13 protein-coding genes and 1 pseudogene are annotated in these 14,910 nt (G+C 56.6%); 2 read left to right on the top strand and 12 right to left on the bottom strand.

The genetic code is table 11. The annotated features are described in order from the left end of the window. Positions 1-51: 51 nt before the first annotated feature. From tssB (J7380_RS20430) to tssA, 12 genes and pseudogenes are all read right to left on the bottom strand, one after another. A pseudogene (gene tssB, locus J7380_RS20430) lies at positions 52-528 on the bottom strand (type VI secretion system contractile sheath small subunit); the annotation flags it as partial. Next, complete coding sequence (locus J7380_RS18190) at positions 521-1,375, bottom strand: ion transporter (RefSeq protein ID WP_209197552.1); 855 nt, start codon at positions 1,373-1,375, stop codon at positions 521-523. The pseudogene tssB (J7380_RS20430) and the gene J7380_RS18190, both read right to left, overlap by 8 nt. A 67-nt stretch (positions 1,376-1,442) precedes the next feature. Further along, positions 1,443-2,678, bottom strand: a complete 1,236-nt coding sequence (locus tag J7380_RS18195) for a hypothetical protein (protein WP_209197554.1) — start codon at positions 2,676-2,678, stop codon at positions 1,443-1,445. A gap of 61 nt (positions 2,679-2,739) precedes the next feature. Further along, on the bottom strand, positions 2,740-5,457 hold the full coding sequence (gene tssH, locus J7380_RS18200) for a type VI secretion system ATPase TssH (protein WP_209197827.1): 2,718 nt from the start codon (positions 5,455-5,457) through the stop codon (positions 2,740-2,742). A gap of 5 nt (positions 5,458-5,462) precedes the next feature. Continuing rightward, on the bottom strand, positions 5,463-6,530 hold the full coding sequence (gene tssG, locus J7380_RS18205; protein WP_209197556.1) for a type VI secretion system baseplate subunit TssG: 1,068 nt from the start codon (positions 6,528-6,530) through the stop codon (positions 5,463-5,465). After that, positions 6,494-8,371, bottom strand: a complete 1,878-nt coding sequence (tssF, locus tag J7380_RS18210) for a type VI secretion system baseplate subunit TssF (RefSeq protein ID WP_209197558.1) — start codon at positions 8,369-8,371, stop codon at positions 6,494-6,496. The genes tssG and tssF overlap by 37 nt, the downstream gene beginning before the upstream one ends. A gap of 4 nt (positions 8,372-8,375) precedes the next feature. Next, complete coding sequence (gene tssE / locus J7380_RS18215) at positions 8,376-8,870, bottom strand: type VI secretion system baseplate subunit TssE (protein ID WP_170356377.1); 495 nt, start codon at positions 8,868-8,870, stop codon at positions 8,376-8,378. Continuing rightward, positions 8,863-9,684: a type VI secretion system accessory protein TagJ gene (locus J7380_RS18220; protein ID WP_170356376.1), complete on the bottom strand. Its 822-nt coding sequence runs from the start codon at positions 9,682-9,684 to the stop codon at positions 8,863-8,865. Before J7380_RS18220 ends, tssE begins: the two co-directional genes overlap by 8 nt. Before the next feature lie 79 nt (positions 9,685-9,763). Next, the gene (locus tag J7380_RS18225) at positions 9,764-10,258 is read right to left on the bottom strand and encodes a type VI secretion system tube protein Hcp (RefSeq protein WP_170356375.1); all 495 of its coding nucleotides are present in this window, start codon (positions 10,256-10,258) and stop codon (positions 9,764-9,766) included. Positions 10,259-10,352: 94 nt separating this feature from the next. Then, positions 10,353-11,849, bottom strand: coding sequence for a type VI secretion system contractile sheath large subunit (gene tssC / locus J7380_RS18230; protein ID WP_209197561.1), 1,497 nt, complete (start codon positions 11,847-11,849; stop codon positions 10,353-10,355). A gap of 3 nt (positions 11,850-11,852) precedes the next feature. Beyond that, positions 11,853-12,368, bottom strand: a complete 516-nt coding sequence (tssB, locus tag J7380_RS18235; RefSeq protein ID WP_170356373.1) for a type VI secretion system contractile sheath small subunit — start codon at positions 12,366-12,368, stop codon at positions 11,853-11,855. Between the two features lie 67 nt (positions 12,369-12,435). After that, positions 12,436-13,482, bottom strand: coding sequence for a type VI secretion system protein TssA (tssA, locus tag J7380_RS18240; protein ID WP_209197563.1), 1,047 nt, complete (start codon positions 13,480-13,482; stop codon positions 12,436-12,438). A 382-nt stretch (positions 13,483-13,864) separates the two neighbouring features. Between tssA and J7380_RS18245 the strand changes: the two genes are divergently transcribed. Together J7380_RS18245 and J7380_RS18250 are read left to right on the top strand one after the other, a co-directional pair. After that, positions 13,865-14,281, top strand: coding sequence for a hypothetical protein (locus tag J7380_RS18245; protein ID WP_209197565.1), 417 nt, complete (start codon positions 13,865-13,867; stop codon positions 14,279-14,281). A 3-nt stretch (positions 14,282-14,284) separates the two neighbouring features. Next, on the top strand, positions 14,285-14,905 hold the full coding sequence (locus J7380_RS18250; RefSeq protein WP_209197567.1) for a MotA/TolQ/ExbB proton channel family protein: 621 nt from the start codon (positions 14,285-14,287) through the stop codon (positions 14,903-14,905). Positions 14,906-14,910 lie beyond the last annotated feature (5 nt).

The raw sequence follows: 14,910 nt of genomic DNA on the forward strand, positions 1-14,910 counted from the left end.
TTCGCGCAGGGTATCGAGTGTTGTCTGTGTATCTTGCTGATCAACCTGACTGCTGGCCAACGTTGCCAACAACGCAGGATCTGCCAAGATCTTCTCGATCAGCGCCTCTGCACCTGCCTTGCCATCCATATACGCCATAAGAGTAGCCAACTGCGTTCGTGCATCCAGCAGCTTCTGCAATGGTTCGATCTTGGCGGCGATCTGGGCCGGGTTGAAATCGTCCATTTTCTCGAATGTCAGATCAACCGAAAGACTGCCTTCGCCGGTCAGCGTGTTCGGCACCGCGAATTCTACGCGCGGGGCCATCGCCTTCATGCGGTCATCGAAATTGTCGACGTCAATCTCAAGAAACTTGCGGTCGGAAATCGACGGGGTCTCGGCCTTGGATTTGCCGGACAGGTCGCTGAGCACGCCCATCACAAACGGAAGTTGGACCTTTTTTTCGGCCCCGTACAATTCCACGTCATATTCGATCTGAACGCGCGGCGCCCGGTTACGCGCAATGAACTTCTGCGAGTTGTCAGCCATTGCCTTGTCCTTTCAATTCCGCGACCTCGCGGCGTAGGGCTTTGACCTCGACCATAAGCTCCATCACGTGTTCGTCCACGATATCCGTTTCACTGCGAACAAGGTCCCGAAGGTGCGAAAACTCTTCCACTGACTCGTCTTCAACCGCCGACTGCATCGTGTTGACCAGAAGACCAATGAACAAGTTCAATACCGAAAAAGCCGTTATGACGATGAAGGGGACAAAGAATATCCAGGCCGTCGGATGTACGTCCATCACCGGACGTACGATGCCCATCGACCAGCTTTCCAGCGTCATGACCTGGAACAGCGTGTAAAGCGACCGGCCCAGCGTACCGAACCAATCGGGGAAATCTGGGCCGTACATCAGCGTGGCCATGACGGCAAAGACATAGAACACGATCGAGATCATGATGATCACCGCGCCCATCCCCGGCAGCGCGTCCAGCAACGCCTGCACCACCGACCGCATCTGCGGAATGACTGACAGCAATCGCATCGCGCGAATAACACGCAACCCCCGAAGCGCCGACAACCCATCACGGTTGGGCAGCAGGCCAAGTGTTACAACCACAAGATCGAAAATATTCCAGGCGTTATTAAAGAAGCTCAGACGGTACGCGTAGAATTTGAGCAGCAATTCCGCCACGAAAATTCCCAGCACAACAGTGTCGATAACCCGAAGGACATGGCCAATATTGTCTTGAACCGAAGGTGAGGTGGACAGCCCCAACGTGATTGCGTTGAAAATAATCACACCCAGAATAGTATTGGTTACCGCCTTGCGTTCGACGAACGCGCGCACGGTTTCGCGGAGCGTTTCGCTCTTCTCGATACCGTTTTCCACCCTTGCCTCCTGTCGTCTTGCTGGTGCCGAGCGCTCGTGTGATGCGCTCGGCCTTTTTAGATGTCGATCATCCTACAGCATCAATGATATTGTCGATCATGCCCTTCACCGTCTTGATGTTCGTGAACATGGCTTTGGCTTCTGTGGCTATGGTCTTCTTGTCCAAGGCCTTGATCTTGTCGATGATCGCCGTGTCATCCACTTTCAAACCATTGCCTTCCATCAGCGCATTCATTTCATTCAGGAAGTTCTCGCGATCTTCCAATTTTTTGGACAACTCGCTCGCGGATCGTTTGACGGTCATACATTCGGCGCCCAGCTTGATCCCCTCTTTGAGGGTTTTCGAGCTTCTGGCCGATTTCATCAGCTTGTCAGCCGCAGCGCCCAGATCATCCACCTTATGGCGCGTCTTGGTGGTGTGTTCACGGTACTTCTCGCGCGCCGTCTTGGCAGCCTCGGCTTTGCCCTTGACCGCCTTGGCCGCAAAATCAAGCATGTTCTTAGCGATGGTTTTGGGGTCTTTCCCTTTGGTGACCTCTTCGCCCATCGCAACGGCCTTGGCGGTGAATTTCTTGATCGCCTCCAACGGCTTTTTCACCGAGATCCCCGAGGTATCCGTGATCCCCTGACGCTGTGCAGCCTGCATGATGACGCTTTCGCGCAGTTTCATGTAGTTCTGGATCGCTTTGTACAGATCCTTACGCAGCTTCTCTTCGCCTTTAAGCTGTTGCTGAAGCTCTTTGCCCAACGAATAGACCTGTTTCGCAATGGTCTTGTAAGCCATGGCATCCGCGCCCGACGACGCGACCAGACGTGCGACCGCACCGCTGATCTTGACGACGCCCATACTGACTTTGACGGTCGTCTTGATGCGCGCCTCTTTCAGCAGCTTGTCTTTGTTGGCTTCGTCCTTCAGCTTTTTTTCGATGGCGACCTTGGCGGCCCCTTCGGCTGACGCCATGGCGTTCTTGATTGACTGGTTGACACCCTGGATCAACTTTTCAGCTTCGGCCTGGGACTTTTTCCCAGGGGTCTTCATCAATTCCCCGACCTTCTTGTCGAGCTTGATGGCCTCTTGCGTGATTGTCTTTTCGTAGTCGTCCAGCACCGCGCGGCCGGCATCCTCAAGGCGTTTCAACGCCGTCGAAGGCACAGGCGCCGGTTTCTTGAGCTTGCCCGATTTCGAGATTTCAAACTCGACATCAACCCGGTATTTCGGGATTTCGATGTATTCCAGCTTTGGCTTCGATCGGATCAGATCGACGACGTAAAACTTATGTTTGGTGACTGTTGTCTTTGCCATCTAGGGGGTCCTCCACTGGCGAAATTCTATTGGTTGTGATCCGTCAAAAGCGCGGTCTCGCTCAGTCAAATCCATAAGTGAAGTCGCCGTCTGTGACATTGATCACGACCTTGCTAACTTCTTGGCCTTCCATCATTCTTTTCAGGAACTCAGCCGAGATATCAGGCAGCATCGTGTTGGTCACAATCGCGTCGATCATACGCCCGCCGCTGTCCAGCTCCTGACAGCGGTTGACGATCTCTTCGACCACCGCATCCGTGTACTCGAACGGCACACCGTGCGCCTCTTGCACGCGTTTCTTAATGCGGCCCAGTTGCAGCTTGGTGATCTCGCCCAGCATATCGGGGCTGAGCGGGTAATAGGGGATCGTCACCAGACGCCCCAGCAGCGCGGGCGGGAACACTTTGAGCAGCGGATCGCGCAGCGCCTTGGCCATGCCTTCGGGTTCGGGCATCAGGTCGGGATCGGCGCACATATCCATGATCATTTCGGTGCCAACGTTCGAGGTCAGCAGGATCAGCGTGTTCTTGAAGTCGATCACGCGGCCTTCGCCATCCTCCATCACGCCCTTATCGAAGACCTGAAAGAAGATCTCGTGCACATCTGGATGGGCCTTTTCGACCTCGTCCAACAGCACAACGGAATAGGGCTTGCGCCGCACCGCTTCAGTCAGAACGCCACCCTCGCCATAGCCGACATAGCCAGGAGGCGCGCCTTTCAGGCTGCTGACCGTATGGGCCTCTTGATACTCGGACATGTTGATGGTGATGACGTTCTGTTCACCGCCGTAAAGCACCTCGGCCAGTGCCAGCGCGGTTTCGGTTTTACCGACGCCCGAGGTACCTGCGAGCATAAAGACACCGATGGGCTTGTTGGGGTTGTCGAGCCCCGCGCGGCTGGTCTGCACCCGCTTAGCGATCATCTTCATCGCGTGGTCCTGACCGATGACACGCTGGGCCAGACGGGTTTCAAGGTTCAGGATCGTTTCAATCTCATCCTTGACCATGCGACCCACGGGGATGCCGGTCCAATCGCCAACAACACTCGCCACTGCCTGGTGATCAACGATGGGCAGGATCAGGGGGCTGTCGCCCTGCAGGTCTTCCAACTCGGTGTTCTTAGACTTGAGTTCCGCCAGCAGCGCATCGCGGTCGATGGGTTGTGCATCCGGCGCTTCTTCGGTCGCGGCTTCGCCCTCGGCGGTGCCGGTGCCTTCGACCTCCTGCCCGCCTGCACGCAGCTTGGCCCGCAGGTCGAGGATTTCCTCGACCACTTTCTTCTCAGCCTCCCAACGCCCGTTGAGTTCGGCCAGTCGCGTCTCTTCCGCCTCTTTCGCGGCATTCACCGCCTCACGCCGGTCGGCCACGTCATATCCAGCGGTTTCATCCCGTTCGATGATCTCCAACTCGGTGGTCAGGGCCTCAATCCGCCGTTGGCTGTCATCCACCTCGGCCGGCACCGCGTGCTGAGACACCGCGACCCGCGCGCAAGCCGTGTCCAGTAGGCTGACCGACTTGTCAGGCAATTGCCGCGCGGGGATATAGCGGGCGGACAGAGTGACCGCCGCTTCGATCCCCTCATCCAAAACCTGCACGCGGTGGTGTTTTTCCAGCATTGAGGCAATGCCGCGCATCATCAGAACCGCCTTGGGGATATCGGGCTCTTCGACGTGCACAACTTGGAATCGCCGGGTCAGAGCCGGGTCTTTTTCGATGTATTTTTTGTACTCGGCCCATGTGGTCGCACCGATGGTGCGCAACGTGCCCCGTGCAAGCGCCGGTTTCAGCAGGTTGGCCGCGTCACCGGTTCCGGCAGCGCCACCTGCGCCCACAAGAGTGTGGGTTTCATCGACAAACATCACGATCGGCGTCGGGCTGGCCTGAACCTCGTCAATCACCTGACGCAGTCGGTTTTCAAACTCGCCTTTCATGGAGGCCCCGGCCTGCAACAGGCCCACATCCAGCACCAGCAGGCGCACATCTTTCAAAGCAGGCGGCACGTCGCCACGCGCAATCCGCAGAGCGAACCCTTCGACCACGGCGGTCTTGCCCACCCCGGCCTCACCCGTCAGGATCGGGTTGTTCTGACGACGGCGCATCAGCACATCGACGATCTGACGAATTTCTTCGTCACGCCCTACGATGGGATCAATCTCACCGTTGCGGGCCTGTTCGGTCAGGTCGGTGCAGAACTGCTCCAGCGCTTCACCCTTGCCCATGGCACCGGGGGCCATCGCGCCGCTGGCCTCGCCGGGCTCGGCCCCGCCACCCACATTCGAGCCATCCTGCGCGCCCAGCGTGTCTTCGGGCGAGCCATCGGTGGCCTCACCAAAGCTGTCCGCCAGATCATCAGCGCCGATTTTCGCCAGTTCCGGCGACATGCTGGCCAGAATGTTGCGCAACGCAGGCGTCTTCAGCATCCCAAGGATAAGATAGCCGGTGCGCACCTTGCTGTCGGAATACAGAAGCGAGCCCCAGACCCAGCCGCGCTCCATCGCGTCCATCAGATGGTCGGACAGGTCCGAGATCGAGGACGCCCCACGCGGCAGCATGTCCAGTGAACGGGTCAGTTCGGACGCGATCTTGCCGGGGTCCAGATCGTAATGCTGGATGATGCGGTGAATATCGCTGTCCTGACCGTTCAGGATCTGGTGCAGCCAGTGCTGGATTTCGACATAAGGGTTACCCCGCATCTTGCAGAACACAGTGGCCCCTTCGATCGCTTGATACCCCAGCTTGTTCAGCTTGCCGAACAGCGACACGCGGCTGATTTCCGTCATCTTCATTACCTCTCGTTGTGGACCGGTTCAGCGGCCTCAAATTCTTGGTTCATGTATCCGGGGTAGAGGATCAGATCGTCGACATCCGGACACATTTCATCCGGGTCGTCGCGGGTTCTGATCCAGCTTGTGTGGCCCAGCTGCGTCGTACCGCCTAGCGAGGCACGTGGGACTTCGTCACCGGCCAACACCAGATTGACCTCCCAATCCAGTGTATCACCGACATAGGTGCGAAGAATGGACTCGAGCCGTTTTTGCGACAAACCTCCGGGCAGAAGGCGCTTGTAATCCTCGAAAGAGACCGGCCCCAGTCGGATGCGAAACTTGGCAGAGCGCGACCAGACCCGGTTGCCAATACTTGTGGACTGCCCCAAACGCGCGGGTCCACCCAACTGCCATGTATCGTCGGGTTCAAGTTCAAGCCAGCTGCCGACGAATTGCTGCACATGAGCCTCGACGCCGAAGTAATCAGACAGAATCGCAATAAGCCCTTCGACGGTCTTGGTTCCTGATCCCAGATGTCCGGCGAAAAACCGGCGCAACATGTCAGGCATTTCGTCCCGGTCATCGAACCCGTCTCCCTTGAACCCGGCCAAAGCGGCAACGCGTTGTTCGAAGGGATCATCCCCACGGTCAAAACTGGGGGCTGGTTCAGCTGCCGACCATGCCCGATAAAGCAAACTCATCATTCGATGCGTCAGCATGTCGGCAAAGGCGACAAAGGTCGGATCTCGGTGGTTGCGCAACCGGTCGCGAGCGAATTCCGTCAGATGCAGCGGTAAAGGCCCTTGCGGGCCGAAATAGCCAAAAAACAGATTGCTCAGCTTACCGGGTGCGCCGTCCGTTGCCGGTTCGAACCGGGTCAGCGTGGTGGGCGGAAAGGCCAGCGACACGTCCTGACCCAGTCGTACCTTGTCTTCGTGCGGACGGCGGGATTCACCCAGACGCGGCGCGTCGGCGTAATGCGCCTCGATCACGCGAAGCGCCTGAAAGACGTGATGCCTTTCAGGATGTGCCGCCAGAGCGGCAAGCAGGTTCAAATGACCCTGCCCAGGCCCGCCGCTGGTCGCCATCTGGCAATCTCTCCTCGTCTTTCGGTCTTAAGAACAGTTTCCGTAAAGCTGTTGATGGTTGTGTACTTTCGAAAAAACCGTTCCAGCACTGCACCCAGAACATAAACACTGGTGCCCTCATAAAAGCTCTCGTCAAAGCCCAATGTGATCTCAAGGCCGCGAACGGCGGTGCTAAGAACTTCGTCGCTCATGCGCCGTACAATCGGACGGCTGCTAACGGACACAACACCTTCTAGTTGCTTTTCCGTCACGCGGTTGCCCAGAGGGGCGTAAATTCCCAACAATTCGCGCAGCGCCCCAGCGCCGCCTTCCTTGCCATCGCCGGCGATGGACAGGTAGTTCAGGCTCAGATGGCTGATCAGTTTCCAGGCCGCATCGCCTTGTGCCAGCGTTGCATGAGGGCGTGTGGGCGTCACCGGAGTGCGCACGGATTTGACTGGGCCCCCTTCGGGCAAGTGGAAAACATCTGCGCCTCCTGCTGCCAGAAGCATGGGAAGATCGCGGTTCGAACACAAAGCCTCGACCGCCAACTGGTCCAGCGTTCCCGGATAAGGTGCCTCGGCCCGGTCGACCAGAGACAGATACACCTCGGATCCAAGATACGAGGTGCGCACGCCGCGCAGACGCTCTTTTTCATTGCGCTGACGCATACGGCGTTTGATCGTGTAGTAGGCCGAATGATTATCGCCCGCAGCCGTCAGATCAGTTTCGCTGTAGAAGGCACGAAACGGGATGTCCCCTTCCTCGTCAGACTGAATTCCAATTACCCGGTCTATCGCGAAAATCTCAAAGTCCAGCCCTGCTGTTCGGTTAGGAACGACGTGATGTTCGATATCCATTTGGGTAATGTGCACCCGGTCGCATCTGCGACGGAACAAGTTGACGGCAGGAACAGCATTCAACGCGAACGCCGCAGGTGCGACCGCCGGAGCAACATCACGCATCCCGTCGCGCAACAGAATGTAGATGTCGACATCGGTACCCGTTGATTGCCGCAACGCTGGCTGCAACCCTGTCAGCTCTACGAACAGAAACCGTTCAGGCATTGAAAAATATTCTTGAAGCAACCGGTAGCCATCAAAGGATTGGCGCGGCGTCGGCAAAAGGGCCTCTTCCCGTTCAAACCCTTTGGGAACCGCATCCGCTCCGGTCAAGCGGACGGTCCAGTCAGCACGTCGATCCGTCGACCGTCCAGTCAAACCGACACATTGTGTCGCCAGAAGTTCGTGCAGCGCCCAAGCTTTGCCGCTTTGAGTGTCCAGATGCAGTACAAGCCTGTCCAAGGCCAGCTCTGACATGGGCTCGCCATCGGTCCGATTGAGACGAAGCCTTATACCAGCCCGTGCGTCAGTTTCTTTTGCAACCCCTGCCGCGACCAGTTCACCTCGACCGTCGATATACTCGGCCTCGGTAATCTCTATGGGCCACAGCGTCATATCAGCCGATGTCGTGAAATCACATGCCGTTTGCTCACCCTCAGCCAGATGCGAGCGCAGCGTGGTTCCACGCGGAATGTCATACCCTTCCTTAAGCGCAGCATTGCCAATGTCGGGCTCGAATTGGGCTATCATCATCGAAGGCGTAGGGGCCAGATAATGGGGATAGACAATTTCAAGAAGGTTCGAGGTAAAGGCCGGGAACTGCATGTCCAGTTCCAACTGAACCCGAGCCGCCAGAAAGGCACTGCCTTCCAGCAACCGTTCGACATAGGGGTCGACGACCTCAATCCCCTCCATGCCCAGACGCGACGCAATCTTGGGGTAAGCGGCCGCAAACTCGGCCCCCATTTCGCGCAGAAAGGCCAGTTCGGTTTCGTAGTGCTTAAGCAACCGGGTGTCCATTACGTCAACTCCGCTCGATTGCGACTTCGCCGGTCGTTATATCTACACGGCTGCGCAAATAGAGTTCCAAGGGCATCGGTTGCGCCCACATGACGGCACGGATGTCATATTCAACATGCATTTCACCCGAGCCCTTTTCAGAACGCAAATCCACTGCGACCGAACCCTTAACGATCCGTGGCTCAAAAACCTCGATGGAATCGGAAATCGAACGCTGAATACGTTGCGCTTGCCGCAATGTGGAAAAGGCACCCGACGTCTCGCGAATGCCATAGTTGAGGACAGATTTCGCCGCATGCGGGTAAACGTCTTCATCGATCAGATCGGACTGATCAGTGGTGTTAAGAAGCAAAGACAAATCGCGCTGGATGATTTCCCTAAGCCTTCCGACGTCGATCACACGCGCGTCGCGACCCTCTTTTTGCTGGTCCGGCGCGTCGTCCGTCAGCCGATCAAGAAGCGAAGGCTGCAGGCGTTCGGCAAGGGTCTTCTCAGCCATCTCCTGCCGTTTCCCCGGCCTCGGTGGCCACGTTCAGTACCAGTTCGCGCACATCCAACAAGGCGACATCGGATTGATCTGTTGTCAGCAGACGCTGGCCCACGCCCACAAATGTATCAGAGCCCGCATCCATCCAACTTGTCGCCCGCGCCAAACGTGCTGCATCATCACCCTGCTGGGTTGTACCGGGATACCGTGTCGGGATCAGCGCAGCGACTTCTCCGCCGCTGGCGACAGTCAATGTGCACGCCGTCCAGACGGCATCGCGCAGATCACTGGGGGCTTCGATCTCTAACCGGGCAATCTGAGAAAACGGGAGCCAGAAATAACGACCGTTTACAATAACTTCCAGAACCGGACCCAGACGCATATCTGCATCAGCGATCCATTCAAATGCCTCACCGTTGACAGTTCCCGAGGTTGCCGGGGCTGCATCAAAGGCTTTCGCCCGCATTTCGGCAGCTTGCTCGAAATTACCTCCGGCCGTCAGTTTCTGCGCTTCGATCAGGTGGGCCAGCCACTCTTCGGGCTCGCCGAAAACCATAGGTGTCTTTTCGGCTGCAAAAACCTTTTCGCGGTACACTTCGCAGATGATCGCCTCGCGGTAGGTCTTGGCCATCATCGTGGCCGCCTCATCCATTTCGGCGCTCAGTTTCAACTGCGTGATTGCGCGTTTCCAGTCGCCCATAACGCACAAAAGCTGAAATAGGAAAATCCGCAGTTTGGCATCTGCGGGATTGGCGCGGATTTTGTCTTGCAGCGCAGTGAGCGTGGCAGTCAGATCGCCTGTTCTTAGATGGTCTTCCGGCGTCATGCGGGCCTCGCGTCGTCAGGATCATAATTAAAGAGGGCTTGGGCGACATGCGCCGCCAAAGCCCGGATCGTGGTGAAAATCAGCTGACGTCGCCGGTTTCCAGGTTCCACTTGAACTCGTTGCAATCGCTGAGCTTGCCGGTTTTGAAATCGGCGATACGGTATTTGATCGAGATACCGCGATACGCAACGGTCCAGTTTTCCGACGGAATCGATTCCTCGCCACCCGACACCGAATAGCTGTCGACGATCGCATCACGCAGGGTGAAGATCAGATAAGGCTCCATGCCTTTCTTTTCGTCGTCGCCCGACCGGCACAGGTGGATTGTCATCTCACCATTGGCTTTGCCCGATGCAACATAGGTCATCAGTTTTGCCGATGCTTTGCTGAGTTCGGTTGTCAACGAAACCTTGCCGAAATTCGCGTTCGCGTATCCACGCTGAGTGGTCCCCATGTCACCCATATCCAGGGTGCGCGCAACTTCCCAGCTGACTTCTTTACAAGCGATCCATTCAGAGTGCTGCTTTTCCCGGGCTTCACCAGGGAAGTCCATTTTGATGAATACGTTTTCCATTTTACCTTCCTTTAAGGACTAGAGATGACTCTGAGATATTCGAGGTTTGATTCGGCGGCAGTGAACCACTTCACTCGCCGCCGAAGTTTTTGATTTAACCTGCTTTTTCTGATGGCAACTTTGATACCAGTCGCAGAGATACGGACAGCCCCTCAAGCTGGTAATGCGGCCGCAGGAAGAACTTGGAGGTGTAATATCCAGGGTTCCCTTCCACGTCTTCAACCACAACCTCGGCCGAGGCCAGTGGCTTGCGCGCCTTCTCGGCTTCGGCGGAAATGTCGGCGTTGAAGTCAACATACTGGTTGATCCAGTCCTGCAACCAGCTTTCCATGTCCTGACGGCTTTTGAACGAACCGACTTTGTCGCGCACCATGCATTTCAGGTAATGCGCAAAGCGGCAGGTGGCGAACAGATAAGGCAGACGCGCGGCCAGATTGGCATTCGCGCTGGCATCCGGATCATCGTATTCCGCGGGCTTGTGCAGCGATTGCGCGCCGATAAACGTCGCCGAGTCGCTGTTCTTGCGATGGATCAGCGGCATCATGCCGTTCTTGGCCAGTTCAGCCTCGCGCCGGTCCGAGATCGCAATCTCGGTCGGGCATTTCATGTCTACGCCGCCATCGTCGGTCGGGAAAGTATGCGCGGGCAGGCCTTCGACCGTACCACCGCTTTCCACACCGCGAATACGCGAGCACCAGCCATATTCCTTGAACGAGCGATTGATGTTAACCGCCATGCCATAGGCCGCGTTCACCCAGCTATAGCTGTCGCTGTTGGCACCGCTTGTGTCTTCCTCAAACGCAAATGCCTCGACCGGTTCGGTTTTAGAACCGTAAGGCAAACGCCCCAGGAAACGCGGCATCGCCAGACCCACATATTTGGAATCCTCGCTTTCCCGCAAGGAGCGCCATGCGGCGTATTCCGGGGTCTGGAAAATCTTGGTCAGATCGCGCGGGTTGGCCAGTTCCGACCAGCTGTCCATCTGGAACAGGCTGGGCTTGGCACCGGTGATCAGAGGCGCGTGGGCCGCGGCAGCGATCTTGGACATCTCGCCCAGCAGCTCAATATCCTGCGGGCTGTGGTCGAAATGGTAATCCGCCACCAGCGAGCCATAGGGTTCACCACCAAACTGACCGAATTCTTCTTCATAGAGTTTCTTGAAAATCGGCGACTGATCCCATGCCGTTCCTTTGAACTTGCGCAGGGTCTTGTGCATGTCTTTCTTCGAGATGTTCATCACGCGGATTTTCAGCATCTCGTCGGTTTCGGTGTTGTTCACCAGATAATGCAGGCCGCGCCACGCGCTTTCCATCTGTTGGAATTCTTCGTGGTGCAAGATCAGGTTGACCTGTTCGGTCAGCTTCTTGTCGATCTCGGCAATGATCCCTTCGATCGAGCGCAAAGCGTCATCCGAGATCAGGCCGGTATTGGCCAACGCCTGTTCGGCCAGCGTTTTCACGGCGCTTTCCACGGCCGTTTTCGCCTGGTCCGATTTCGGACGGAATTCCTTGGTCAGCAGCGCTTCGAACTCGGAGGATCCAAACGCTGTTGCGCCCTCAGTGGCTTCTACATTGGCTTCTTGATCGGCCATCTTTTATTCCTCCTCGGCAGCGTCGCCGCCCGGTTTGGGCTGGGCTGCAAGTGTTTTCAGCAGGCTGGGGTCCTGCATGATTTTCGAAATCAAATCCTCGGCCCCGGTCTTGCCGTCCATGTACGTCATCAGGTTGGACAGCTGCGTCCGCGCATCCAGCAGCTCTTTCAAGGGAGCAACCTTGGCGGCGATAGCAGCAGGGCTGAAATCGTCCATGCTTTCGAAAGTGATATCCACCGCCAAATTACCTTCACCGGTCAGCGTGTTCGGCACGGTAAACGCTGCACGCGGCGCCATCGACTTCATCCGGTCATCGAAATTGTCGACGTCGATCTCCAGGAATTTCCGGTCGGCAACCGCAGGCTGTTCCACCTCGGACTTACCGGCCAAATCGCTCATGACGCCCATAACGAAGGGCAGCTGCACCTTTTTCTCGGCTCCGTAAAGCTCCACATCATATTCGATCTGAACCCTCGGAGCCCTGTTCCGGGCTATGAATTTTTGTGAACTGTCAGCCATCTGTTGCTCCTCGATTCATCCGTCAGTTTTTTGTTTCGGTCCCCGCCCCGGCGCTGCCGGGCGCGGATTAAAATCCATCGTCATCATCATCTTTCAGGCCGCCAATCTGGCGTACTTCGTCCAGACCTTCTTTGGCCATGTCCTCGATGATCGTAAGAAAGTCAGCATTGACCAAGCGCTTGGCCCGCTCCAGCAAAATGGGAAGCGGGCTGGATGGCTCGCACCGCGCATAGTAGTCCATAATGCGATCCAGCATCCGGGTCACATCGTCGGGCGAATTGATCGCACCACCGCCCGCAGGTGCCGGCGCTGCCGCACCACCAGTCGGGGCCGCGGAAGGCGCTGAAACGCTTGCCTCTGCCATATCATCGGCAGAAACCTCACCAACATCGGCATATTGGGCCAGTGCTTGCTTGATGCTCTTGAGCGCCACAATTAAAGGATCCAGATCGGGGCCTTCGCCCGGCGTCTTGTCCGAGAACACAGCGTCAATCGCGCTGACATCCTCTAGCGCTGACGAAACCGCATCGGCATTTGCAGACAGCACCTCATCATCGGTGTCTTTGAAAGCTGCAGCAACGCTGTTGGCGTCCGGGATGTCGTCCAGATCGGCGGGCATATTGATCCGGCCATCCACAACGTCCAAGTGACGCAGAGTCATGCGCCCAAACATACGGCTGTCCGTCAGACCTGTGCGGCGCAGCGCTTTTACCATGCGATCCGACGAAGCCAGACCACGCACCGCGTTGATCCGCATTGTCGCATCGCCATCATCTTCGTCCAGCTCGGGGTGACATGTCTCCCAGAAATCTTCGAGCAGGGATTTGACATAATTCAGAGAGGTCGCAAATGCAGGCAGGCCCTTGGTGTGCAATACGGCCTCGGCCAGATAAACTGCGGCACGCAGGTCATGGCTTTGCTCCATGATCGCCAGCGCTTTGGACTCGACATCGCCCCAGTCCTGTTCTTCGGCAGCGACAACCTCGTCACCCATTTGCCGTTCTTCGCCGGGCTGCGCGGCTATTTCCAGATCGGTAAACGCCGGATCATATTCCAGGTTTTCGCCGCTCGGCTGGTCTCCGTTTCTGGGCTCCAGATAAGACGATAAATTCATACTCTCCCCAATAACGTGGCGGTTGAGAACCGCTTGTTCGTTTGTTGGCACCGCTTAACGTGATGTTCCCGACTAACAATATGAACTATTTCACAGAGTGACAAAACTTGCACACATTTCACGTTTTAAGCCCAGTCATTGTGTTGAATCAGCCGCACACCCGGCACAAAGTCAAACCTAAAAAGTACGTTTTTTTTACGACATTGCTTGGCCGCTACGGCGGGCAACCGTGATTTTTCTTTTGGCTGGCGGATTTAGATGCAGTTGCAATGTATTTTTTTCTTCTTGCCTGCGGCTCAATGCTGCAATGATTGCTTAAAGTCGGACGAAGCGGTGTTTCGGAACTACGGCGCAAGGCCGCCAATCGGGAATGGGGAGAAGAATGAGAACAAGACTTATTGCAGCCATCGCGCTTTCATGTGCAGCTTTAATGGCGCAGGCGGACGAAAGCAGGCTTTCAATCGAGCTTAACAAATTCGAACCCGGCGAAGCAGGAGGCTGCCGCGCATTTTTTCTTTTTCGCAATCAGACAGACAACAGTTTCGAAGAATTTGAAATGTCGCTTGCGATCCTTGACAAAGATGGGGTGATCGACCGGCTTCTGTCGATTGACGCCGCCCCTTTGCCCGTTCAGCGGACCATTCTGAAACTGTTCGAAATCCCCGAAATTGAGTGCTCGGATATTTCTGAAATTCTGCTGCACGACCTGCCTGCATGCAAACCACAGAATTCCGACCCTGTCGATTGCTTCCCGCTTTTGGCGCTGGACAGCAAGACCGCTGCCAATCTGGCGCAATAAGTCATGCCGGGCTTGGAAAACTTGGGCACCGGAGGCCCAATCATCGTCATTCTGGGGCTGCTATCCCTGCTGTCTCTGACCGTAATCGTCGTCAAAGTGATCAAACTGGCCCCTGTCAATTCGGGCGGACCAGTAAGGGACTCCGCTTTTGTTCAATGGTCCAAGGGCGAACGGCAAGCAGCGCAGCAGGCTGTCGCTGCGGGCAAATCCCCGGCGGACCGGGTGTGTGCCTACGCGATGCAGGGGCTTATCGACGGCTTCAAAGGCCCCGCCTTAATGGCCGAGCTGACACGGCGCGGCAATTTGGAATTTGCCACAATGAACAGCTGGATTCGCGTTCTGGAATTGATTGCAATGATCTCACCCCTGCTGGGATTGCTGGGTACAGTGACCGGCATGATACAGTCTTTTCAAGAGCTTGAGCTGGCACAGGGTGCTGCAAATGCCTCGGTTCTGGCAGGTGGTATCTGGCAAGCACTTTTGACGACTGCAGCCGGGTTGGTGGTCGCCATTCCAGCCGCGATTGGGGCTTCATTACTGTCAGGTCGGGCCGAAGCCGGCGCGCAATCCATCGAGAACGCGGTGGGACAACTCATGGTACTGGAGGAGCGCGGCGCGCATTAGGAAGA

The organism is Ruegeria sp. R8_1, assembly GCF_017743815.1.
GTDB lineage: Bacteria > Pseudomonadota > Alphaproteobacteria > Rhodobacterales > Rhodobacteraceae > Ruegeria > Ruegeria lacuscaerulensis_A.